Raw genomic sequence first — 21,858 nt, 5'->3', positions numbered from 1 at the left:
TGGAACTCGCGCCGGGCGTCGGCCACCCGCGCGTGAGCACGGGCGACCTTGCGGCGGGCCTTGTCCCTGTTCTTCGAGCCCTTCTCCTTGCGAGACAGGGACCGCTGCGCCTTCTTGAGGCGCTTCTCCGCCCGGCGCAGGAAACGCGGGCTGTTTCCGGTAGCGAATCCCCGGGACCTGCAGAACATGGATCTTCGCCCGTCCGAGTTACCGGTTGGCGGCGCCCTCGTGCCCCTCGCGGCGGACCCAACGCCCCCGACGGCGGTGACGCCGCGGCAGGGGGCACACTTGACGCATGACGCCCGATGAGCTGAAAGCCGCCTGCCTGGACCTGAACGGGACGGCCGAGACCTTCCCGTTCAACGCCGACACCTCGGTCTTCAAGGTCGGGGGCAAGATGTTCGCCCTCAGCGCGCTCGACGCCGTCCCGCTCTCCGTGAGCCTGAAGTGCGACCCCGATCTCGCGCTGCGGCTGCGCGCCCGGTACCCGGCGATCACCGGCGGCTGGCACCTCAACAAGCGCCACTGGAACACCGTCCGGCTCGACGGCTCCGTCCCCGACCGCCTGGTCCACGAGATGGTCGAGGACTCCTATGACCTGGTGGTCGCGAGCCTCCCGCGCGCCGAACGCCTGCGGCTGGACTGGCCCGGCGAGCGGGCCCCCGAAGCGGCCGAGCGGGCCCCGGGGGCGGAGTGACGCCGGGGCCGTTCCCCGGGGAACGGCCCCGGCGTCCGGGAGGAGCAGGCCTCACCTTCGGCGGGTGATCTTGCTGCCGAGCCAGACAAGCGGGTCGTACTTGCGGTCGGCGACCCGCTCCTTGAGCGGGATCAGCGCGTTGTCGGTGATCCTGATCCCTTCCGGGCAGACGTCGGTGCAGCACTTGGTGATGTTGCAGTAGCCGAGTCCGTGCACCTCCTGGGCGGCCTTCTGCCGGTCGGCCGTGTCCAGGGGGTGCATGTCCAGCTCGGCGATCCGCATCAGGTAACGCGGGCCGGCGAAGGCGGACTTGTTCTCCTCGTGGTCGCGCACCACATGGCAGGTGTCCTGGCACAGGTAGCACTCGATGCACTTGCGGAACTCCTGGGAGCGGTTCACGTCCTCCTGGCTCATCCGGTACTCGCCGGGCGCCAGCCCCTGCGGTGCGGCGAAGCTCGGGATCTCCCTGGCCTTGGCGTAGTTGAAGGAGACGTCGGTGACCAGGTCCCGGATCACCGGGAAGGCGCGCAGCGGGGCGATGCTGACCGGCTCCCCCGGCGGCAGCGCGGACATCCGGGTCATGCAGAGCAGCCGGGGCCGCCCGTTGATCTCGGCGCTGCACGAACCGCACTTGCCCGCCTTGCAGTTCCAGCGCACGGCGAGGTCCGGGGCTTGGGTGGCCTGCAGGCGGTGCACCAGGTCGAGGACCACCTCGCCCTCGTCCGCCTCGACCCGGTACGTCGCGAATCCGCCGCCAGTCATGTCCCCGCGCCACACCCGGAATTCGGCCTGGTAGGTCACTGCTGCACTCCGTTCAGTTCCTCGGGGGTCAGGTATTTGGCGAGTTCCTCACGGGTGAACAGGGCCAGCAACTCGGCCCGCATCGTCCCGTTCTCCTGCCGGACGACCTCGATGCCGTCCCCGTCGGCGGTGCAGACCAGGTTGACCCGGCGCCACTCACGGTCCATGGCCGGGTAGTCCTCCCGGGTGTGGCCGCCCCGGCTCTCCTGGCGCAGCAGTGCGGCCCTGGCGACGCATTCGGAGACCAGCAGCATGTTCCGCAGGTCGAGCGCCAGGTGCCAGCCGGGGTTGAACTGCCGGTGTCCTTCGACCACCAGCCGGCCGGCCCGTTCCTTGAGCTCCTGCAACCGCTCCAGTGCCTCCCGCATCTCCGCCTGGCGCCGGATGATGCCGACCAGGTCGTTCATGGTCTGCTGGAGCTCCTGGTGCAGGGTGTAGGGGTTCTCCGCCGGCCCGCCGCGCACCCGGGTGTCGTCGAAGGGCGTGACCGCCTCCCGCAGGGCGAGCTCCAGCTCGGCCTCGTCCACGGGCCGGTCCCCGCTCGACTCGGCGACGTAGCGGGCCGCGTGCCGACCGGCGTGGCAGCCGAAGACCAGCAGGTCGGAGAGCGAGTTGCCGCCGAGCCGGTTGGAGCCGTGCATGCCGCCGGCCACCTCGCCCGCCGCGAAGAGCCCCGGCACTCCGGGTGCCGCCGAGGTGTCCGGGTCCACCCGCACCCCGCCCATCACGTAGTGGCAGGTCGGGCCGACCTCCATGGCCTCGCGGGTGATGTCCACGTCCGCCAGTTCCTTGAACTGGTGGTACATCGAGGGCAGTCGGCGGACGATCTCCTCGGCGGACAGCCGGGTGGAGACGTCCAGGTAGACCCCGCCGTGCGGGGTGCCACGACCGGCCTTGACCTCGGCGTTGATCGCGCGTGCCACCTCGTCCCTGGGCAGCAGCTCGGGCGGGCGCCGGTTGTCCTCCGGGTCGGTGTACCAGCGGTCGCCCTCCTCCTCGGTCTCGGCGTACTGGCCCTTGAAGACCTCGGGGATGTAGTCGAACATGAACCGCCGGCCGTCACTGTTGCGCAGCACCCCGCCGTCGCCGCGTACCGACTCGGTGACCAGGATGCCCTTGACCGACGGGGGCCAGACCATGCCGGTGGGGTGGAACTGGACGAACTCCATGTCCTGCAGGCTCGCGCCGGCGAGCAGTGCGAGGGCGTGTCCGTCGCCGGTGTACTCCCAGGAGTTGGAGGTCACCTTGAAGGACTTTCCGATTCCGCCGGTGGCCAGTACCACTGCGGGCGCCTGGATCACGAAGAACCGCCCGCTCTCCCGGTCGTAGCCGAACACCCCGGCGGTGCACCGGCCGTCGGCCGGGCCGCCGGTGGTGCGGGTGGTGAGCACGCGGGTGACGGTGCACTCCTGGAAGACCTTCAGGCCGTCCTCGAAGTCGCCGCTTTGCCGCCGGTCCTCCTGCTGGAGCGAGACCACCTTCTGCTGCAGGGTGCGGATCAGCTCCAGGCCGGTGCGGTCGCCGACGTGGGCCAGCCTCGGGTACTGGTGGCCGCCGAAGTTGCGCTGCGAGATCCGGCCGTCCTCCGTCCGGTCGAACAGCGCGCCCCAGGTCTCCAGTTCCCAGACCCGCTCGGGGGCCTCCTTGGCGTGCAGTTCGGCCATCCGCCAGTTGTTGAGGAACTTCCCGCCGCGCATGGTGTCGCGGAAGTGCACCTGCCAGGTGTCCTTGCTGTTGACGTTGGCCATCGCCGCCGCGATGCCGCCTTCGGCCATCACGGTGTGCGCCTTGCCGAACAGCGACTTGCAGACCACCGCCACCCGCATGCCCTGTTCGCGCGCCTCGATCGCGGCCCGCAGCCCCGCCCCGCCGGCACCCACCACGACCACGTCGTACGAGTGCCGCTCAATCTCGGCCATGCTGAGCCTCCTAGAAGAATCGTGGGTCGGCGAAGGCGCCCGAGGCCACCAGGTACACGTACAGGTCGGCGAGGCCGACCGAGGCCAGCGAGCACCAGGCCAGCAGCATGTGGCGGGCGTTCAGCCTGCTGACGGACTGCCACATCCGGTACCGCAGCGGGTGCTTGGAGAAGTGCTTCAGCCGTCCGCCGACGATGTGCCTGCAGGAGTGGCAGGAGAGCGTGTAGGCCCAGATCAGCGCGATGTTCGCGAGCAGGACGAAGCTGCCGAGCCCCGCGTGCCCCCACTCCCCGGCCGGGTTGCGGAAGCCCAGTGCCGCGTCGTAGGTGAGGATCGCGGCGAACGGGATGGCGACGTAGAAGAAGTACCGGTGCAGGTTCTGCAGGATCAGCGGGAAGCGGGTCTCCCCGGTGTAGCGGGTGTGCGGTTCGGCGACGGCGCAGGCCGGGGGTGCGAGCCAGAACGACCGGTAGTAGGCCTTGCGGTAGTAGTAGCAGGTCACTCGGAAGCCGAGCGGGAAGATGAGCACGATCAGTGCGGGCGACAGCCGCCACCAGTCGCCGAACAGCGCCCAGTCGGCCCCGCCGCGGATGTCCGTGCAGTTGGCCGCCAGGCACGGGGAGTAGAACGGGGACACGTAAGGGGCCGCGTAGTAGCGCGTGCCGTCGAACGCGCGCCAGGTCGAGTAGCAGATGAAGGCCAACAGCCCGGCCACGGTGGCCAGCTGCGGCAGCCACCAGCGGTCGGTGCGCAGTCGGCCCTGCGCGATGGCGGCGCGCCCCGGAGCGCGTACGCCGGTGCCGGTGGGTCGTTCCGTTCCAGTGCTCATGCCCGCACCTCTCCCCCGGCGCCTACGGCCGGGCGGTACCCCCTACGCTCGGCGCGCGCTTCGCACCACGCGCGCCTCCTGACTGTTCGCTCGCTGCGCTCGCTCACGACAGGACCTCCTCGGGGCTGCACACCGTAGAAGAGTCCCGGAACGTGGCACAGATCACAATATGGCGCGCCAGGCGAGGGGGCGGGTTGTGATCACCCAGGGCCTAGCAGTCCGGGTGGCCGCGCAGGAAGCGCCGCAGCCGGGTGAGCGGCCAGGCGTTGATGACCTCCTCCTTCGTCAGCCAGCCGCGCTGGGCTGTGCCGATGCCGTAGCGGAGGTTTGCCAGGTGCACGGTCGAGTGCGCGTCGGTGTTGACGGCGAACCGGACGCCGTGCCTGCGGGCCGCCAGGATCTGCTCGTCGCCCAGGTCGAGGCGCTCGGGCGAGGCGTTGACCTCCAGTGCGGTGCCGGTGCGGGCGCAGGCTTCGTACACCGCGTCCAGGTCCACGTCGATGGCCGGTCGCCGGCCGAGCAGGCGGGTGGTCGGGTGGCCGATGATGTGCACGTACGGGTTCTCGCAGGCCCGGATAAGCCGGCGGGTCTGCTCGTCGCGGCCGGCCCTGAAGTGCGAGTGGATCGAGGCCACGCAGAGGTCGAAGCCGGCCAGGAACTCGGGCGGCCAGTCGACGCCGCCGTCCGCGTCGATGTTCAGCTCGGTGCCGTGCAGCAGGTGCAACTTGCCGAACTTCCCGTTCAGTTGGCGCACCTGCTCGCGCTGGGCGAGCATCTTCTCGTCGGTCATCCGCTGCATGTAGAGGTTCGGGGCGTGGTCGGTGACGGCGTAGTAGGAGTAGCCGCGTTCGGCCGCCGCCGCCAGCATCTCCTCCAGCGGGGCCAGACCGTCGGTCAGGTTGGTGTGGGTGTGCAGGTCGCCGCGGATGTCGCGCTCGGTCACCACCGCGGGCAGCTCGCCGGCCGCCCCGGCGTCGAGTTCGCCGCGGTCCTCGCGCAGGGTGGGCGGGATCCAGGGCAGGCCGAGTGCCCGGTACACCTCCTCCTCGGTCCGCGAGACCAGCTTCCGACCGCTCTCCACCTCGAACAGGCCGTACTCGGAGAGCTTGAGCCCGGCCTTGACGGCCCGGGCGCGCAGCCGGATGTTGTGCGCCTTGGAGCCGGTGAAGTAGACCAGCGCCGCGCCCCAGTCCTCGGGTGGGACGACCCGCAGGTCCACCTGCATGCCCTGGGTGGTGCGGATCGAGGTCTTGGTGGTGCCGTGGGCCAGCACCTCGGCGGTGTACGGCAGTTCGGTGATGGCCGTCATCAGTGCGGTGGAGTCCTTGGCGGCGGCCAGGATGTCGATGTCGCCGATGGTCTCCCGCATCCGGCGCAGCGACCCGGCGTAGCCGCAGCGCACGCAGCCGCGCACCGAGGAGAGTTCGGCCACCAGGCCCTCGGCCAGCTCCAGTGCGGCGTTCAGCAGGGTGCGTCCGCCGCTCTGCCGCAGCTGCTCGATGCCGTGCAGGATATTCTCCGCCGTGCGCGCGCCGAGGCCGTGGAGGCCGCCCAGGCGTTCGTTCTTGGCCGCCTCCACCAGCTCGGCGACGGTCGTGATGCCCAGCTGCTGGTGGATCAGGGCCGCCTTCTTCGGACCGACGGTGGGGATGGCCATGATCTCGCGCACCCCGGCCGGAACCTTGGCGCGCAGCTGTTCCAGGGCCCCGATGTGCCCGCTGGCCAGGTACTCGGTGATCTTGTCGGCGGTGGACTTGCCGACGCCGGGGATCTCCAGCAGGCCCTTGGCGTCCAGACGGGCCAGGTCCTCGTGGTAGCCGCCGACCGCTCGGGCTGCCTTCTCGTAGGCACGCGCCCGGTAGGCGTCCCCGCCGGTCAGCAGGATGAGGTCGGAGTACTCCTGCAGCAGGGCCTCGACCTCGTCGTTCAGTCGGGCCATGGGGCCAGTCTAGGCAGGGGGTGGCCGCCCTCCGCATCCGGAACCGGAATTCCGGAATGCGAGAAGAAGCCGCGTCGTCGGGTGCTTAGGCCCGTCGGCGCCGCTCCAGTCGGCTGGCGATCCCGGACAGCGCCGTGTTGATCACGACGTAGCAGGCCGCCGCGACCAGGAAGCTGGGCAGCACGCTGTGGTAGTACTCACCGAGCACCTGGGCCTTGTGCAGCAGTTCCAGATAGCTGACCACGTAGCCCAGGGTGGAGTCCTTCAGCAGCCGCACCAGCTGGCTCACCAGCGTCGGTACCAGCCTGCGCACCGCCTGCGGGATCACCACCCAGGTCATCGACTGCCAGTACGTCATGCCGAGGCTGTAGGCGGCCTCCGACTGGCCGCGGTCCAGGGCCAGCACCCCGGCCCGGAAGATCTCCGCCAACACGGCGGCGTTGCCCAGCACGATCGGGATCACCAGCTGCCAGAACACCGGGAAGGTCAGCCCGGCCCGCGGCAGCGCGAACAGGAAGACGTAGAGCAGCAACAGCAGCGGTACGGCGCGGAAGAGCTCGGTGTAGCCCCGGGCCAGGGCGCGCAGCGGGCGGTTGCGGCTGAGCCTGAGCAGTGCGATCAGGCCGCCGAGCGGGAATGCGATGGCGGCGGCGACCGCCGTGACCAGCAAGGTCTGGCCGATCCCGCCGAGCAGGAAGTTGATGATCGGCCACGAGGTGAACATCCGCCACTGGCTGGCGGCGAGCTGTCCGTGGTCGGCGAACCGGCGGATCGCCAGGTACAGCAGTGCCGCGATCGCCAGCAGTGAGAGGGTGGTCGCGATCCGGATCCGCCGCCGGGCCCGGGGGCCGGGGGCGTCGAAGAGCGAGTCCTCGTTCACCGTCTGATCGCCACCTTCCGTTCGATCCTGCCGGCGATCAGGCCGGAGGTCAGGGTGATCGCCACGTACACCGCCGTGGTCACGGCGAAGCTGGTCAGCGGGTTGTCGTACTTGAGGGTCACGAACTGGGCCTGCCCGGTCAGTTCGGGGACCCCGACGGCGGCGCCCAGTGAGGTGCCCAGCGCCAGGCCGATGAACACACTTCCCAGCGGCTGCACCATCGAGCGCAGGGCCTGCGGCACGACGACGGAGCGCAGGGTCTCGAAGAAGGTCAGTCCGAGTGCCCGGGCCGCCTCGATCTGCCCCACCGGCACCGTCCGGATGCCGGAGCGCACCACCTCGCACACGAACGCGGCCCAGTACAGCGCCATCGTCAGGGTGACGGTGGTGAACAGCGGGTACAGCAGACCGATTTCGGGCAGCCCGAACACGAAAAGCACCAGCAGGACCAGCAGCGGGACGTTGCGGAAGGCGGTGACGTACCCGGCGCCGACCAGCCGCAGCGGCGGCACCGGGCTGATCCGGCACACCGCCAGCAGCACGCCGAGCACCAGCGCGCTGGTGAAGGCGAGTCCGGTCATCGCCAGGGTGAGCAGCAAGCCGTGGCCGAGCTGGCGCAGCACGGCGCCGGTTTGGTCGGGCACCGGCCTCAGCTCCCGTCGACCGAGCCGATGGCGGGCGGCGTCGGCGCGTCGCCGGACAGCTCGGTGCCGATCGTCGCCTTCCACAGCTTGGCCCAGTCGCCGTTGGACTCGATCAGCTTCAGCCAGTCGTTGACGAAGGTCTTCATCTCGGGCGCGGCCAGCGGAACTCCGATGCCGTAGGGTTCGGTGGTGAACGGCCGGCCGACAACCTTGACCTTCTTGTCCCGGGCCGCGTCGCCGAGCAGCAGTGCCTGGTCGAGTACGTAGGCGTCGGCGCGGCCCTGCTCGACGGCCTGCTGGCACTCGGCGTTGGTCTGGAAGAGGACCACCTTGGCGTTCGGCGCGAACTGCTTGATGTCGTTCGCCGCGGTCGAGTTGGACTCGGTGCACACCGACTTGCCGTTCAGGTCGGCCACCTTGGTGATCGACTGCTCCGAGGCCCGGACCAGGATGGCGTCGCCCGAGGAGTAGTAGGGGCCGGCGAAGGCGATCTTCTTCGCCCGGGCCGGGGTGATGGTGTAGGTGGCCAGGACCGCGTCGACCGTGCCGTTCTGCAGCAGCGCCTCGCGGGTGCTGACGTCCACCTGGACCCGGTTCACGCTGGGACGGCCGATGATGTACTTGGCCAGCATGTCGGTGAGTCCGGCGTCGAAGCCGGTCACCTTGCCGGTGACCGGGTCCTTGAGCGAGAACAGTGCCGCGGCGTCGGTGCCGCCGACGTTCATCGTGCCACGGCTCTTGATCTTGGCCATCAGGCTCCCGGCGGGGATCGCCGAGTCCGGTGCCACCGGCGCGCCGTCCACCACCTGCTGGAAGGCGTCACCGGAGCCGGAGGAGCCGGCCGCCGGCGGCAACTTGTCCGAGGACCCGCAGGCGGTCAGGCCGGCCGCCGTCGTCATCGCCAGCAGCACGGCCGGCAGGGCGCGCCGGCGCTTGGTCGAACTGGTGGTCATCCGAGGATCTCCTTGCGCGAGAGCTGGACCGGGTCGCCTACCTACCCACAACCGATCTGGGTCAAAGGAAATATGAAAGACCGTTACGAACCTGCCTCCGGCACGTGCTGAGCCTTAGGGGTGCCCGTCCGGCGGGCTTCCGGTACGGGAGGAGACCGCGACGGTGCGCACCTGCCCGTCCGGGCTCAGTTCGACGATCGGGATCGCCTTGTTCACCGGATTGCCGTGGGAGTCCAGCGAGATCAGGCCGCTGGCCCCGGAGACCGCCTTCGCGCCGTACAGCAGGGTCAGCATCTGCACCACGTCCTGCCCGGTGACCCGGTCCGCCCCGCCGGTGGCCGCTGCCCTGATCGCGGACACCGCGGTCAGCACCGAGTCATGCCCCATGATGGCCTGGCCGTCGGCCAGTGTCTCGTGCGGGAAGGCACTCGGGAACTCACCGCCGGCCTCGAAGGCCGCCGTCGCGGTCCGTGCGTAGGACTGCCGCCGCAGCTGCCAGGCGTCCGGGTGCGCGAGTCCGGTGTAGAGCAGCTTGATGTTGCCCAGCCGCAGTGCGTTCTTGACCTCCCCGACGCCCACGGACTGTTCCACCTGCGAGGCGTCGTCCCCCGAGATGACGGTCAACTCCTTGCTCACGCACTGGCGTTGGGAGAGCGGCGCGAGGAACCGCGGCAGGTCGATCCCGCGACCGGCGAAGTAGACCACGTCGGGGTCGGACAGGCAGACGTTGGCCATCTGCTGGGTGAAGTAGGTGGAGACGTCCGACTTGGAGGAGTCGTACTCCATCGGTTGCGGGACGAGCTGCGCCGCCGGATAGCTCTTGCGGAACTGGTCCGCGAGGGTGCGGCTGTACAGGTCATCGGCCTTGCGGTCCTGCACCAGCAGCACCTTGGCGCCCGGGTGGTCCTGGGCCAGGTACTTCGCGGCGGCGGCCGCCTCGTCGGAGTTGGGCGGCGACACCCGCACCAGGCCCTGGATGTCGGCGAGGTCGTCGGCGGTGATCACCGAACCGAAGGCGGCGATGTCCTCGTGGGTGAGCCGCAGGATGGCGGCGCGGGTGGAGTCGGTGCTGGTGCCCAGCCCGGCGACCGCGACGATGTGGTCCGAGTCGCGGTGGGCCTCGATCTGCCCGAGGGTGTAGTCCCGCTGCGCGTCGCTGCCCCCGCTGTCCGCGAGCAGCAGCCGGATCTGCGGGGAATCGCCGTATGAGTGGCTGTGGTTGGCCACCCACTGGGCGGTGTAGGCGCCCTCGATCTCGTGCCGGATGGAGTCGGCGGTGGACGAGCCGCCGCGGCCGGCGACCATCGGCAGCAGGTAGACCACACCGACCCAGGGTGCACCGCCCGGTTTCGCCGCGGCGGCGGCCACCTTGCTGTTCTCGTCGCGGACCACTCCGAAGACCGTCGCCAGATCGTCGGTGAAGGGGTAGCTCCCGTCGGTGAGCCCGACGCAGGCCTCGTCCGCGCCGACCCGGGCCACGCCGTCGGCACAGCGGGTGCTCGCCGGGCGCAGGACGAGGTAGAGGCCGCCGGCGGCCAGTGCCAGTACGGCCACCAGGGCGGTGATCCCGAGCCACCCCCGCCACCAGCGGCGGGGCGGGTCCCAGGGTTCCGGGTCGGATGTCTCGTGCGGGGAGAGCGGCGTCATCGCGGTCGGCCTCCTGGACTCACGCGGTGTGGGCCTCGTAACGGGCGGCTTCGGAGCGCAGCACGGCGCTGTTCGCGTCGTCGGTGTGCCAGGCCAGGTCCCGGAAGGAGGCGCTGATGGTGAAGTTGAGCTCCGGCTGCGCGTTCGGCAGCCGGTTGCGCGGATCGACGGCTAGCCACAGCGAGGTCACCAGCAGCGCCAGCGCCCGGTGGTGCCGGAAGGCGTCCGGGGCGAGTTCACGGGCGAGCAGGTCCGCCCGGTGGGAGGCGGAGACCGAGACGTCCACCGGCTCGCGCATCGGTGCCGCGGTCGTCGCGTACAGCTCGTACAGCCAGGCCTCGGTCGGCAGGGTGTGCAGGCTGGACTCGAGGCGGGCGACCACCTCCTCGACCTGTCCGAGCGAGAGCCGGTGGTAGTAGGCGTTCGGCAGGTGGCCCTTGCGGTCGGCGTGCCAGGCGTGCAGCCGCTGGTGCGCGGTGTCCCAGTCCGGGTACGGGCCGCCGGCTGGGCGGTCGGCCAGTTCCCGGAGCAGCAGCAGCCACAGCCAGGGCTGCAGGACGAGGGAGTCGGGCAGCGGGTTCGGATGTGCGGCCTGGCCGGTGGTGGGCAGGTAGTGCGAGCCCCGGCCGCCGCGGGTGCCCGCGTCCTCGGCCAGCTGCGGGACCAGCCACAGGCGCTGCGCGGTCTCCTCCAACAGCGTCTCCCGGATGCGCGGGGAGAAGTCCGCCAGCAGCGGGGAGTTGACGGCCGACTCCATGTCCCGGGCAGCGGCGCAGGTGACCAGGCCGGCCAGTTGGTCGGCCTCCATGTCCTGGAGCAGGTAGCGCAGCGCCTCCTTCCGCAGCGTCGGGCGCGGCGCCCTCGGGTCGGTGTCGGCGGCGCCGTTCGCCACCGGGCCGGAGTCGAGGATCCCGCGCAGCCGGACGTCGGCGTCCGGACGGTCGATCATCCGGGCCGCCGCCTGCTGCATCCGCAGCACGCTCCACGGGTGCCCGTAGGTCAGCCGGTGCACCAGCGGGGTCGCCTCCGGCAGCCGCGGCGCGATCGCCTCGGCCAGCCGGGATACCTGACCTGACGTCAGATCGGTGAGCCGGAGCGCGTACCACCACCAGGAGGAGTCCGCCGGGGACTGCGGGATTCCGGCCCGCCAGTCCTCGTAGGAGGCCTGGCGGGGGTCGCGGATGCGCAGGCCGGCCGGCCCCGGGTCGAACGGTCCTGGCACCGCCCGCGCGCTGGAGGCGCTGGCCACCGTGAGCAGCGGGTCGCAGCCGCCGTCCTTGCGGGCCAGCGACTCCCGCACCTCCAGCAGCAGCGTGAGGAACCGGCTGCCGCCGCCCTGGTCGATGTTGTCCAGCACCACCAGGCAGTTCCGGTCCGGGGCCGCCCCCAGCCGCCGGTGGTACGCGGCCCGCAGATCGGCGAGGAACGCCTCGCACAGCAGGCGGTCCACCCCGTCCTGGTCGGCCGGATCCTCGCTGCGGCTGCGCTCGTTGAGCGCGACCAGGGCGTCCAGTGGTGCCTGCGCGCCGCCCGTGCCGTACCACTCGAGGCCGGAGCGCGAGGCGGTGTTCAGCAGCCTCGGGCCGAGGCCGCGGAAGAGCAGCGCGGCCAGCAGACCGGCCCCGGGTACCGGGATGGCGCCCAGGTCGTTGAGCAGCCCGATGCCCTCGGAGAGCGCATCGGGGATCAGCCCGGCGCTGCGCTGCCTCGCCTCGCGCATCCGCTTGTCGAGCTGCCGCCTGGCGCGGTCAGGGCTGTTGACGTCCAGCAGAAGGTCGGGGTCGACGGCCACCAGGCCGTGGATCAGCCGCGGGAAGTGCAGCCCCCGGGAGGTCAGCGAGAGCCGGAAGGCGAGCCGGGCCGCGACCTCGTACGGGCGCAGCGTCCCGGCGGCGAAGTCGTGCCCGGCCTGGGGTGAGGTGGAGGCACGGCGCGACAGGTAGCGCAGCACCGTGGTCTTGCCGCTGCCGTGCCGGCCCAGCAGTACGACGACCGGCAGGTTGCGGTCCGGGCGTCGGCCCGCCGGGCCGGCGGCGCGCACCCAGCAGTCGCGCACCAGGTCCTCGACGGTCTGGACGCCCAGCGGGCGCAGCGGTCTGTCGGGCACGCTCCTGACCCCCGTTCAGCCTCGCCTGCGTGCTCATGGCACGCGGTCGCGGGCACTCATGGTGCCACGAAGTGTTCGACTGTGTAATCGAGTCGTGCAGGATCGGTGCATCCCGGAAGGTTCCGGTTCGGTGACGGCGGAGGTGCCAGCAGGGCGCGGCGAGCCGGGTCCGGCGGGCCCTGAAGCCGGGGAAGGCGGCGGCCGACGGAAGGTGGTGGGGACGCCGGCGGTGGGGGACACCGGGGGTCAGGGGGAGCCGGTGGTCAGGCGGCGCCGAGGGCCTGGTACACCGCGAGGGTACGGGTCGCCACCTCGTGCCAGGAGAACTCGCGCAGCGCCCGTTCGCGGCCCGCCTGGCCCAGCTTCCGGGCCAGCTCCGGGTCCTCGAGCAGCCGGTTGACCGAGTCGGCCAGGTCCCGGGCCAGCCGGTCGGGATCGGCGGGCTCCCCGGTGCCGTCGGGTCGCGGTTCGTAGTCGACCAGCAGCCCGGTGCGGCCGCCTTCGACCACCTCGGGGATGCCGCCCACCGCCGTGGCGACCACGGCCGTCTCGCAGGCCATCGCCTCCAGGTTCACGATGCCCATCGGCTCGTACAGCGAGGGGCAGACGAACACCGTGGCGTGGGTGAGCAGTTGGCGTACGCTCGGGCCGTCCAGCATCCCGTCGATCCGGAAGACTCCCCGGCGCACCCGGGTCAGCTCCTCGACCAGTCCGGCCACCTCCGCCGCGATCTCCGGGGTGTCCGGTTGCCCGCAGCAGAGCACCAGTTGGGCCTCCGGGGGCAGCCGGAACGCTGCTCGCAGCAGGTGCGGCAGGCCCTTCTGCCTGGTCACCCGGCCGACGAAGACCACGATCGGGCGGTCGGGGTCGATGCCGGAGCGGGTCAGCGCCGCGGTACCGGGGTCGGGCCGGTAGACGTCCCCGTCGATCCCGTTGTGGATCACGTGCACCCGCTCCGGCGGTATCCCGGGGTACACCTCGAGGATGTCGTCGCGCATGGCGGCGGAGACCGCGATCAGCGCGTCGGCCTCGACCGCCGAGGCCCGTTCCATCCAGCTGGACAGCGCGTAGCCGCCGCCCAGCTGCTCGGCCTTCCAGGGCCGCAGCGGCTCCAGGCTGTGCATGGTCATCACATGGGGTATGCCGTGCAGCCGCCCGGCCACCTGCCCGGCCGCGTTGGCGTACCAGGTGTGACTGTGCACCACATCGGCTCCGGCGCAGTCGGCGGCCATCCGCAGGCCGGCGCCGAGGAACCGCAGTGCGGCGTTGGCCTCGTGCAGTTCACCGGGCAGCGGATAGGCCCTGGTGCCGGGCTCCGTCCGCTCGACCCCGAAGCACCGCACCCGCACCTCGGCCCGCTGGCGGAGCGCCCGGGTCAGCTCGGCCGCGTGGACCCCGGCGCCTCCGTACACCTCGGGCGGGTACTCCCTGGTGAGCAGGTCGACACGCATCACGTTTCCTCTCTCTGCGGTTCGGGCGCGGGGGTGCGCCGGCCCCGGTGGTCCCGGGCTCGGGCCAGGCCGGTCAGCGGTGCTTCGGGCGCGGGCGGGCAGGCCCCGGGCGGACCCCGGCTGTCAGCAGCACGACCCGCCGCCGATGTCGGTGCTGGGAGCGGGGCCCGGGGTACCGGTGGCGGCGGGGGTCGCGGGTTCGGCGGGCAGATCTGCGGCGGTCGCGGCATTCGGCACGAGGCCCAGCAGCAGGCCTACCCCGAGCAGCACGCCGGCTCCGGCCGCGGCCACGGTTGCAACGCACTTGGACATAGGTCGGGCCTTCCGTCGGTGCGACTATTTACAGCGAGAGTCAATGTGTTTTGACAATGCCTGTCAATCACAGTTTCGCCACACTCTGGCCCGACTTGGCAGATCAGCAGGTGAGCGATGCAGACAGGCATGTACATCGTTAAGTTCGGGCAACAATCAGGGAGCGGACCACTTGGCTATGAGTGGTCACATCCTGTAAACCTGTAGTCAAATGGACACCAGGCTAGCGCCGACGCCCCACCGCCCGACCGGAGAGTCATGGAACAGCCGCAGAACGGAATCGGACAGCGCCTCCGCGAGCTGCGCCAGAAGCGCGGCCTGAATCAGCAGGACCTCGCGTCCGCCGACATCTCGGTGAGCTATGTCTCGCTGATCGAGACCGGCAAGCGAGTGCCATCCGAGGCCGTGTTGCGGGCCCTCGCCGAGCGGGTCGGCTGCTCGGTGGAGTACCTGCAGACCGGTCGCGACGACGCACACGTCAAGGATCTCGAACTCAAGATCGCTTTCGGCGACATGGCGATGCGCAACGGCGCCAACGGCGAGGCGCTCCAGTCCTACAGCGAAGCACTCGCCTCGGCCCCCTTCCTCAGCGAGGGGATGATCCGGCGGGCCCGGATCGGCCAGGCCCTGGCGTTCGAGAAGCTGGGCCGCCTGGAGGCCGCCATCCAGTTGTTGACCCAGCTCTACCGGGATCCGGGCACGGTGCCGGGCTCCGCGGAGTGGGCGCAGCTGGCGATCGCGCTCTGCCGCTGCTACCGGGACGCCGGTGACTACACGCTGAGCGTGGAGATCGGCGAGCAGGCCATGCGCACCCTGGACGGGCTCGGCCTCGACCTCACCGACGACCACGTCCAGCTCGGCTCGACCCTGATCGGCTGCTACCAGGCCAGGGGTGACCTCACCCAGGCCCGGCTGGTGGCGGACCGGTTGATCAACGTGGCGGACGAAGCCGGTTCCCGGGTCGCCCGGGGCGCGGTGTACTGGAACGCGGCGTTGGTCGCCTCCTCCCAGGGCCGCACCGCCGAGGCACTCGCGCTCACCGAGCGCGCCCTGCTGCTGATGGCGGAGACCGACAACCTCCGGCACCAGGCACTCCTCAAGATCGTCTACGCGAACCTGCTGATGGGGACCGAGGCGCCCGACGCGGTCCGGATCAAGACCCTGCTCGACGACGCCCACCCCGCCGTCCTTGAGGTCGGCACCGCCGCCGAACAGGCCTGGACCGAGGCCAGTCTGGCCCGGTTCGCCCTGCTGGTGGACGAGCCCGCCGAGGCCATCGGCCATGCCAGCCGCGCACTCGGACTGGTGCGCAACGGCGATCCCGCGGAGTCCGCCAGGATCCGCACCCTGCTCGCCCAGGCCCAGCTGGAGGCTGGCGACCCGGGGGCCGCGATGACCACGCTCCGGGCCGTGATCCGCCAGCTCGGCACCGCCACCGTCACCCGGCACACCGCCGCGGTGTGGCGCCACGTCGCCGACCTGTGGAAGGAGCTCGGCCGGGAGAGCGAGGCCATGGAGGCCTACGGCAGGGCGCTCGCCGACCTCGGGCTACCCGCACTGCCGACGGTGAAGGCACCGATCACCTCCAGCCTCGGCTAGGACCGACCGGCAATAGAGAGCGTGGATCAAGGAGGGTCCCCCAGCCTGGCGGCCGGGGGCACCCCCGCCCGATGGCGGGCAAGGAGGGGGAGAGAGCTATCGGCACGCGACGCCGTGGGCCCTATTGCCGGTCGGTCCAAGGCCGCGCACCCGTCAACCGCGTCTTCGGAAGGGGAACCCTCCCGTCCGAGGCCACCCCGTTCCGCCCCATCCGGTCCCGTCCCGGACCGGGCGGCCCTCGGCCGGTCATGGTCGGAGCCGGGCCGCACCGCCGGACCTGGCGCGGCGGCGCCCGGCCCGGCGGTCATCGGCCGTCCGCCGCCGCGATCACCCGCTGCACCTGGTTCAGCAGGCGCCGCAGTCCCCGCCGGTCGGCCGCCTCCGCGTTGAGGCGCAGCACCGGCTCGGTGTTGGAGGGGCGGAGGTTGAACCAGGCACCGCCGCCGAAGTCGGCGGTGAGCCCGTCCAGATGGTCGAGGTGGACGGCCGCGTCGCCCAGTGAGTGCTCCACCGCCCCGAGCACCCGGGCCGGGTCGGCGACGGTCAGGTTGACCTCGCCGGAGGCCGGGTAGCGGCTGTAGTCGGCCACCAGCCTGGAGAGCGGCCTGCTGGAGCGGGACAGCTCCGCCAGCAGGTGCAGCGCCGCGAGCATGCCGGTGTCGGCGAACCAGAAGTCCCGGAAGTAGTAGTGCCCTGAGTGCTCACCGCCGAAGACGGCCGAGTGCTCGGCCATCAGCGCCTTCACGAAGGAGTGGCCGACCCGGGAGCGGACCGGCACACCACCGGCCTCCCTGATCACCTCGATCGCCGACCGGGAGGTGATCAGGTTGTGCACCACGGCCGCCCCCGGCTCGGCCGCAAGCAGCCGGTCCGCCACCAGCGCGATCATCGAGGAGGCCGGGACGGCCTCGCCCCGCTCGTCCACCGCGAAGCAGCGGTCGGCGTCGCCGTCGAAGGCCAGTCCCAGGTCCGCGGCCTCCCGGACCACCCGCTCCTTGAGGTCCGCGACATTGGCCGGCTTCATCGGGTCGGCCTCGTGGTTCGGGAAGGTGCCGTCCAGCTCGAAGTACATCGGCACCAGCTCCAGTTGCGGCTGGTTCAGCACCAGGGGCACGGTCAGTCCGGCCATGCCGTTCCCGGCGTCCACCACCACCTTGAGCGGACGCAGTCCGGAGAGGTCGACCAGTGAGTGCAGATGGGCGGCGTATTCGTCCAGCAGCGCCGCGCTCCGGCAGCGGCCGCGGCGCCGGGCCTCGTCCGGACCGCCGTCCGTCAGCCGCTCGCGGATCCGCTCCAGACCACTGCCCTCGCCGACCGGCACCGCGCCCGCCCGGCAGAGCTTGATGCCGTTGTAGGCGGCGGGGTTGTGGCTGGCGGTGACCATCGCACCGGGCAGCCCCAGCCGGCCGGAGCAGAAGTACAGGTAGTCGGTGGAGCCGAGTCCGGCGTCCACCGCGTCGACGCCCTGGGACATGACCCCGCGGATGAAGGCCTCGGCCAGGGCGGGTGAACTGTCGCGCATGTCACGGGCGACCACGACCGCGGGCGCCCCCGTCAGCTCGGCGAAGGCCGCGCCGACCCGGTGGGCCACCGACTCGTCCACTTGCTCGGGCACCAGGCCCCTGATGTCGTACGCCTTGACGATCGAGGCGGCCCCGGCGGGGGCCGGGCTCGGATACGCGTGCTTGGTGGCCATCGGATCTCCTTCGTGGTGGTCGGTGCGGCGGATCACCGCGGGTCGGTGTCGGGCGCGGGGGCCAGCCAGATCGTGGCGAGCGGGGGGAGGGTGAGCTCGGCGCTCTGCGCCCAGCCCCGCCAGGGCCGGGCGCAGCTCCGGACCGGGCCGGGATCGGCCGCGCCGCTGCCCCCGTATCGGGCGGCGTCGGTGTCCAGCACCTGCTGCCAGGCGCCGGGAAGCGGCAGCCCGGTGCGGTAACCGCGGTGCACCACGGGAGAGAAGTTGCTGAGGCAGACCAGCGGCCGGCCCGCACGGTCGTGGCGCACGAAGGACAGCACGTTCTCGTCGCCGGCCTCGGCGTCGATCCACTGGAAGCCGGCCGGTTCGCTGTCCTGCTCCCAGAGGGCGGGCGTCTCGCGGTAGATCCGGTTGAGCTCACCCACCAGCCGCTGGACGCCCAGGTGCTCCCCGGCGGCCGGCCACTGCTCCTCCAGCACCCACCACTGCGGTCCACTTTCGTGGTCCCACTCCGCGCCCTGGGCGAACTCCTGACCCATGAAAAGGAGTTGCTTGCCCGGGTGGGCCCACATGTAGCCCAGGTAGGCCCGCACGGTGGCACGCTGCCGCCACCAGTCCCCCGGCATCCTGGCGACCAGCGAGCCCTTGCCGTGCACCACCTCGTCGTGCGAGATCGGCAGGAGGTAGTTCTCCGAGTGGGCGTACACCATCGAGAAGGTCATCTCGTTGTGGTGGTACCTGCGGTGCACCGGGTCGCGCCCCAGGTAGCTGAGCGAGTCGTGCATCCAGCCCATGTTCCACTTCAGCCCGAAGCCCAGGCCCCCGCTGTCGGTGGGCCGGGTGACGCCGTCCCAGGCGGTGGACTCCTCGGCGATGGTGACCACGCCTGGGCACCGGCGGTAGACGGTCGCGTTCAGCTCCTGCAGGAACCGCACCGCCTCCAGGTTCTCCCGCCCGCCGTACCGGTTCGGGATCCAGGCCCCCTCCGCCCGGGAGTAGTCGAGGTAGAGCATCGAGGCGACCGCGTCCACCCGCAGGCCGTCGACGTGGAACTCCTCGCACCAGTACACGGCGTTGGCGACCAGGAAGTTGCGCACCTCGGTGCGGCCGTAGTCGAACTCCAGGGTGCCCCAGTCGGGGTGCTCGGCGCGCAGCGGGTCGGCCGGTTCGTACAGCGGCTCGCCGTCGAAGCGGGCGAGCGCGAAGTCGTCCTTGGGGAAGTGCGCGGGCACCCAGTCGACGATCACGCCGATGCCGTGCCGGTGCAGGGTGTCGATCAGGTACCTGAAGTCGTCCGGGCTGCCGAGCCGGGCGGTGGGGGCGTAGAAGCCGGAGACCTGGTAGCCCCAGGAGCCGCCGAAGGGGTGCTCCATCACCGGCATGAACTCCACGTGCGTGAAGTTCAGTCGGGCGAGGTACGCGGGAAGTTCGTCAGCCAGCTGGCGGTACGTCAATCCGGGCCGCCAGGACGGAAGGTGTACCTCGTAGACGGACATCGGGGCGGCGTGCGGCGTGCCGGTCGCACGGCGGGCCAGCCAGTCGGCGTCCTGCCACCGGTAGGTGGAGGTGTGCACGACCGAGGCGGTGCCGGGCGGGCACTCGGTGGCCCGCGCCAGCGGGTCCGCCTTCTCCAGCACCCGGCCGTCCCGGGTGTGGATCTCGTACTTGTACCGGGCGCCGTCGGCCAGGTCCGGGACGAACAGCTCCCAGACGCCGGAGGAGCCGAGCGAGCGCATCGGATGGCCGCTGCTGTTCCAGTGGTTGAAGTCGCCGGACAGCCGGACCCCGACGGCGTTCGGCGCCCACACCGCGAAGGCGGTGCCGCGGACGCCGTCCACCTCCCGGACGTGCGAACCGAGCGCCCGCCAGAGCTGCTCGTGCCGGCCCTCGGAGATCAGGTGCAGGTCCAACTCCCCCAAGGTCGGCGGGATCCGGTATCCGTCGTGCTGGCGGTGCTCGGCGTCCCGGTAGCCGACCAACAGGGTGTAGGCGGGGATCTCCCGCTCCGTCGGCGGACCGCCGGCCGGCCCGGTGGCGGGAAGCAGGCCGGTGAACAGACCGTCCTCGTCCGGCACCAGCCGGTAGGAGGCCTCGCCGACCTCCAGCGCCACCCGTTCGGCGAACGGGCGCAGCACCCGGATCGCGATCCCCTCGGCGGTGACGTGCGCGCCGAGCACGCCGTGCGGGTCGTGGTGCCGCCCGGCCAGCAGGCGTCGGCGCTCCTCGGGGGAGGGTGGCGCCGCGGGGAGCTGCGGCAACGGCGGAGCGAGGCTTCCGCCGGTCGCGGCGTGGACGGTCGGCGAGGTCACGGAAGGCGGTCCTTTCGGGGACGTGAGGGGGGCTTGAGGGGTCGGGGACATGAATGAACGGGGACTTGAGTGGACGGGGACTTGAGTCGGCGCGGCCGGGCCCGGACCTGTCGACCGGCAGCAGCGAACGGGGGCAGCACGCGGCCGATCAAGGCGGGTCATGGCGGTTCGGGCAGGACGGGGCGGATCCAGGAAGCCGACTTGACCGCCTCAGCGGCCGGAGACCAGCCGCTGCAGTGCCGCGAGCGGTATCGGGAGCCAGTCCGGGCGGTGCCGGGCCTCGTAGACGGCCTCGTAGACCGCCTTCTCCGCCTCGAAGGCGTGCAGCACCACCGGGTGGCAGTGCGGGTCCGCTCCTCCGGCGGCGGTGTAACCGGCCGTGAAGGCACGGCGGTTGCGGACCGCCCAGGCCTGGGCCCGGCGCGCCCGCCGGCGCCGCTCCGGGGCGGCGCTCGGCTCCTGGGGCAGCTCGCCGCCCGGCGGGCGGGCGGCGAATGCCTGCCGGGCCGCGTAGTCGAACGACCGGAGCATGCCCGCGACATCGCGCAGCGCCGGCTGCGGAAGGCCGCGTTCGGCGACCGGGCGCAGCGGTTCGCCCTCGAAGTCGATGACCTTCCAGCCCTCGGCGGTCCGCAGCACCTGGCCCAGGTGCAGATCGCCGTGCAGACGCTGGGCCGTGAGGTTCCCGCGCAGGGCGACCTTCTCGTAATCCTCGTACAGCCCGGCTATCCGGCCCGCGTAGGCCTCCAGTCGGGGCACCTCCCGGACGGCCGACCTCAGGCTGCGGGCGAGTTCCGCGGTCTGCCGCAGCACCTCGCCCGGTTCGAGCCGGACGGTCGGGAAGGCCTCGGCCAGGGCGGAGTGCAGCTCCGCGACGGCGGAGCCCAGTGCCCGGGCCTCCACATGGAAGCCGTCGACCGCTGGGGCCGCCGGATGGCGTGCCTCCAGGAAGTCCCCGGCCTGCCGGACCGCCAGTTCCCAGCCCGTGCCTTCGGCGGCCAGGAACTCGGTGAGCACGCCGAGCACGCTCTCCGCTCCTCCGCTTCCGTCCGCTCCGTCCCCACCCGGGCCGTCCGCCAGGCGCAGCCAGCCGACCAGCCGGGGCGTGCGGGCGGACCGGACCTCGGTGAGCGCCCTGAGCACAGCCACCTCCGGGTGCGGGCCGTCCTCCGGCCGGCGCAGTAGTTTGAGTAGCAGCCGGTCGCCGTAGACCACGCTGGTGTTGCTCTGCTCCACGTCGAGTTGACGAGCCGTCAGGTCGGTTCGCAGTGGGGTGTCCAGGCAACGGACGAGCTGGAGCGGTGAACTCGCCTCGTGGGCGGCCGAGTCCAGCAGCCTGCTCATCGACTCCGGGTCCTCGGTGGCTTCGTACAGCCACCAGCCGTCCCACTCGCCGCCGACGGCCTGGCCGATCGCGGCGGCGGCGAGCCGGGCGGGCAGCTCCCGTCGCAGGCCCAGCAGCAGCTGGTAGCGGCGGGCTGCCGAGGAGGTGTGTCGGGCGACGACGACCGCGTGCAGCAGGACGGCCCCTCCGCCCGGCAGGACCGCGGTGCTGACCGGCCGGACGTCCTGCAGGCAACCGCTCTCCTGGCTGAACCAGCGCCTGGTCACCAGCCATGGGCGGAGGGCGGGCAGCAGCGGTCCCAGCAGCCGGTCGCCCTCCGCTGCGGCGGCGTGGCCGCGGGTGGTCCGGTCTTCGCGCGTAGCCGCTCCGGCCATCTCAGCGGTCCTGATCCACGGTCACGATGTGCGCGGGACTGACGGACGGGTCCAGCCGGACGTAGTTCTCCTGGCCCCAGGTGTAGGTGGCGCCGGTGAGTTCGTCGTGCACGGTCAGCGGCCGGCCGGCCGGCAGCGTCTCGGCGTCCAGTGTCACGGTGGCCTGCTGGACCTGGTGCGGGTCGAGGTTGACCACCACGATCACCAGGTCCTCGCCGGAGCGCTTGCGGTAGGCGAGGATGCGGTCGTTGTCCGTCTCGAGGAAGGTGATGTTCCGTAGTTGCTGGAGGGCGGGGTGGCGGCGGCGGAGCCGGTTGAGGGTGGTGATCAGGGGGGTGAGGGTGTCGGGGCCGGTC

At 71.6% G+C, this 21,858-nt stretch carries 17 protein-coding genes and 1 pseudogene; 2 read left to right on the top strand and 16 right to left on the bottom strand.

The genetic code is table 11. From position 1 onward, the window contains the following. A pseudogene (locus ACZ5ON_RS34345) lies at window positions 1-155 on the bottom strand (transposase); the annotation flags it as partial. A gap of 140 nt (window positions 156-295) precedes the next feature. Between ACZ5ON_RS34345 and ACZ5ON_RS34340 the strand changes: the two are divergent. Continuing rightward, window positions 296-697, top strand: a complete 402-nt coding sequence (locus ACZ5ON_RS34340; protein WP_465601065.1) for an MmcQ/YjbR family DNA-binding protein — start codon at window positions 296-298, stop codon at window positions 695-697. Between the two features lie 51 nt (window positions 698-748). On the opposite strand, the gene ACZ5ON_RS34335 is transcribed toward ACZ5ON_RS34340, so the two are convergent. From ACZ5ON_RS34335 to ACZ5ON_RS34285, 11 genes are all read right to left on the bottom strand, one after another. Further along, window positions 749-1,498, bottom strand: a complete 750-nt coding sequence (locus tag ACZ5ON_RS34335) for a succinate dehydrogenase/fumarate reductase iron-sulfur subunit (protein ID WP_465601063.1) — start codon at window positions 1,496-1,498, stop codon at window positions 749-751. Next, a complete protein-coding gene (locus ACZ5ON_RS34330) occupies window positions 1,495-3,417 on the bottom strand; it encodes a fumarate reductase/succinate dehydrogenase flavoprotein subunit (RefSeq protein ID WP_465601060.1) in 1,923 nt (640 codons plus the stop codon). The genes ACZ5ON_RS34335 and ACZ5ON_RS34330 overlap by 4 nt, the downstream gene beginning before the upstream one ends. A gap of 10 nt (window positions 3,418-3,427) precedes the next feature. Beyond that, window positions 3,428-4,246, bottom strand: a complete 819-nt coding sequence (locus tag ACZ5ON_RS34325) for a hypothetical protein (protein ID WP_465601057.1) — start codon at window positions 4,244-4,246, stop codon at window positions 3,428-3,430. 211 nt (window positions 4,247-4,457) lie between these two features. Next, entirely contained in the window at window positions 4,458-6,185 is a 1,728-nt protein-coding gene (gene polX, locus ACZ5ON_RS34320; RefSeq protein ID WP_465601054.1) for a DNA polymerase/3'-5' exonuclease PolX, read from the bottom strand. Window positions 6,186-6,270: 85 nt separating this feature from the next. Beyond that, window positions 6,271-7,065 (bottom strand): amino acid ABC transporter permease, encoded by a 795-nt coding sequence (locus tag ACZ5ON_RS34315; protein WP_465601051.1) that lies wholly within the window; start codon window positions 7,063-7,065, stop codon window positions 6,271-6,273. Continuing rightward, window positions 7,062-7,709, bottom strand: a complete 648-nt coding sequence (locus ACZ5ON_RS34310; RefSeq protein WP_465601048.1) for an amino acid ABC transporter permease — start codon at window positions 7,707-7,709, stop codon at window positions 7,062-7,064. Before ACZ5ON_RS34310 ends, ACZ5ON_RS34315 begins: the two co-directional genes overlap by 4 nt. Before the next feature lie 5 nt (window positions 7,710-7,714). Beyond that, window positions 7,715-8,662 carry a glutamate ABC transporter substrate-binding protein gene (locus ACZ5ON_RS34305; RefSeq protein ID WP_465601045.1) on the bottom strand — a complete coding sequence of 316 codons (948 nt, stop codon included), beginning with the start codon at window positions 8,660-8,662 and terminating at the stop codon, window positions 7,715-7,717. Between the two features lie 114 nt (window positions 8,663-8,776). Then, window positions 8,777-10,309 (bottom strand): ABC transporter substrate-binding protein, encoded by a 1,533-nt coding sequence (locus tag ACZ5ON_RS34300; RefSeq protein ID WP_465601043.1) that lies wholly within the window; start codon window positions 10,307-10,309, stop codon window positions 8,777-8,779. 19 nt (window positions 10,310-10,328) lie between these two features. Continuing rightward, window positions 10,329-12,416: a P-loop NTPase family protein gene (locus tag ACZ5ON_RS34295; RefSeq protein ID WP_465601041.1), complete on the bottom strand. Its 2,088-nt coding sequence runs from the start codon at window positions 12,414-12,416 to the stop codon at window positions 10,329-10,331. A gap of 263 nt (window positions 12,417-12,679) precedes the next feature. Beyond that, on the bottom strand, window positions 12,680-13,867 hold the full coding sequence (gene glgA, locus ACZ5ON_RS34290) for a glycogen synthase (RefSeq protein ID WP_465601039.1): 1,188 nt from the start codon (window positions 13,865-13,867) through the stop codon (window positions 12,680-12,682). A gap of 123 nt (window positions 13,868-13,990) precedes the next feature. Then, window positions 13,991-14,179 (bottom strand): hypothetical protein, encoded by a 189-nt coding sequence (locus tag ACZ5ON_RS34285; protein ID WP_465601036.1) that lies wholly within the window; start codon window positions 14,177-14,179, stop codon window positions 13,991-13,993. Window positions 14,180-14,437: 258 nt separating this feature from the next. Here ACZ5ON_RS34285 and ACZ5ON_RS34280 point away from each other — a divergent pair, with 258 nt between their 5' ends. Further along, on the top strand, window positions 14,438-15,778 hold the full coding sequence (locus tag ACZ5ON_RS34280; RefSeq protein ID WP_465601033.1) for a helix-turn-helix domain-containing protein: 1,341 nt from the start codon (window positions 14,438-14,440) through the stop codon (window positions 15,776-15,778). 304 nt (window positions 15,779-16,082) lie between these two features. On the opposite strand, the gene ACZ5ON_RS34275 is transcribed toward ACZ5ON_RS34280, so the two are convergent. From ACZ5ON_RS34275 to ACZ5ON_RS34260, 4 genes are all read right to left on the bottom strand, one after another. Continuing rightward, window positions 16,083-17,474: a phosphomannomutase/phosphoglucomutase gene (locus tag ACZ5ON_RS34275; protein ID WP_465601031.1), complete on the bottom strand. Its 1,392-nt coding sequence runs from the start codon at window positions 17,472-17,474 to the stop codon at window positions 16,083-16,085. Between the two features lie 32 nt (window positions 17,475-17,506). After that, window positions 17,507-19,945 (bottom strand): 1,4-alpha-glucan branching protein GlgB, encoded by a 2,439-nt coding sequence (gene glgB / locus ACZ5ON_RS34270; RefSeq protein ID WP_465601029.1) that lies wholly within the window; start codon window positions 19,943-19,945, stop codon window positions 17,507-17,509. A 48-nt stretch (window positions 19,946-19,993) separates the two neighbouring features. Beyond that, window positions 19,994-21,502, bottom strand: coding sequence for a maltokinase N-terminal cap-like domain-containing protein (locus ACZ5ON_RS34265; RefSeq protein WP_465601026.1), 1,509 nt, complete (start codon window positions 21,500-21,502; stop codon window positions 19,994-19,996). A gap of 1 nt (window position 21,503) precedes the next feature. Then, window positions 21,504-21,858: alpha-glucosidase C-terminal domain-containing protein (locus ACZ5ON_RS34260; RefSeq protein WP_465601023.1), on the bottom strand; the 355-nt coding region annotated here is incomplete at its 5' end.

This window comes from Kitasatospora sp. NPDC032150, assembly GCF_055579945.1.
Note: the sequence above shows the minus strand (reverse complement) of the source record. Positions and strands in the feature narration are given on the sequence as shown.

Bases quoted from the DNA above. Each gene is read 5' to 3' on its own strand.
- ACZ5ON_RS34285 (WP_465601036.1), bottom strand. From the start codon at position 14,179: ATGTCCAAGTGCGTTGCAACCGTGGCCGCGGCCGGAGCCGGCGTGCTG.
- glgB (WP_465601029.1), bottom strand. From the start codon at position 19,945: ATGACCCGCCTTGATCGGCCGCGTGCTGCCCCCGTTCGCTGCTGCCGG.
- glgA (WP_465601039.1), bottom strand. From the start codon at position 13,867: ATGCGTGTCGACCTGCTCACCAGGGAGTACCCGCCCGAGGTGTACGGA.
- ACZ5ON_RS34275 (WP_465601031.1), bottom strand. From the start codon at position 17,474: ATGGCCACCAAGCACGCGTATCCGAGCCCGGCCCCCGCCGGGGCCGCC.
- ACZ5ON_RS34325 (WP_465601057.1), bottom strand. From the start codon at position 4,246: ATGAGCACTGGAACGGAACGACCCACCGGCACCGGCGTACGCGCTCCG.
- ACZ5ON_RS34340 (WP_465601065.1), top strand. From the start codon at position 296: ATGACGCCCGATGAGCTGAAAGCCGCCTGCCTGGACCTGAACGGGACG.
- ACZ5ON_RS34265 (WP_465601026.1), bottom strand. From the start codon at position 21,502: ATGGCCGGAGCGGCTACGCGCGAAGACCGGACCACCCGCGGCCACGCC.
- ACZ5ON_RS34330 (WP_465601060.1), bottom strand. From the start codon at position 3,417: ATGGCCGAGATTGAGCGGCACTCGTACGACGTGGTCGTGGTGGGTGCC.
- polX (WP_465601054.1), bottom strand. From the start codon at position 6,185: ATGGCCCGACTGAACGACGAGGTCGAGGCCCTGCTGCAGGAGTACTCC.
- ACZ5ON_RS34280 (WP_465601033.1), top strand. From the start codon at position 14,438: ATGGAACAGCCGCAGAACGGAATCGGACAGCGCCTCCGCGAGCTGCGC.
- ACZ5ON_RS34300 (WP_465601043.1), bottom strand. From the start codon at position 10,309: ATGACGCCGCTCTCCCCGCACGAGACATCCGACCCGGAACCCTGGGAC.
- ACZ5ON_RS34305 (WP_465601045.1), bottom strand. From the start codon at position 8,662: ATGACCACCAGTTCGACCAAGCGCCGGCGCGCCCTGCCGGCCGTGCTG.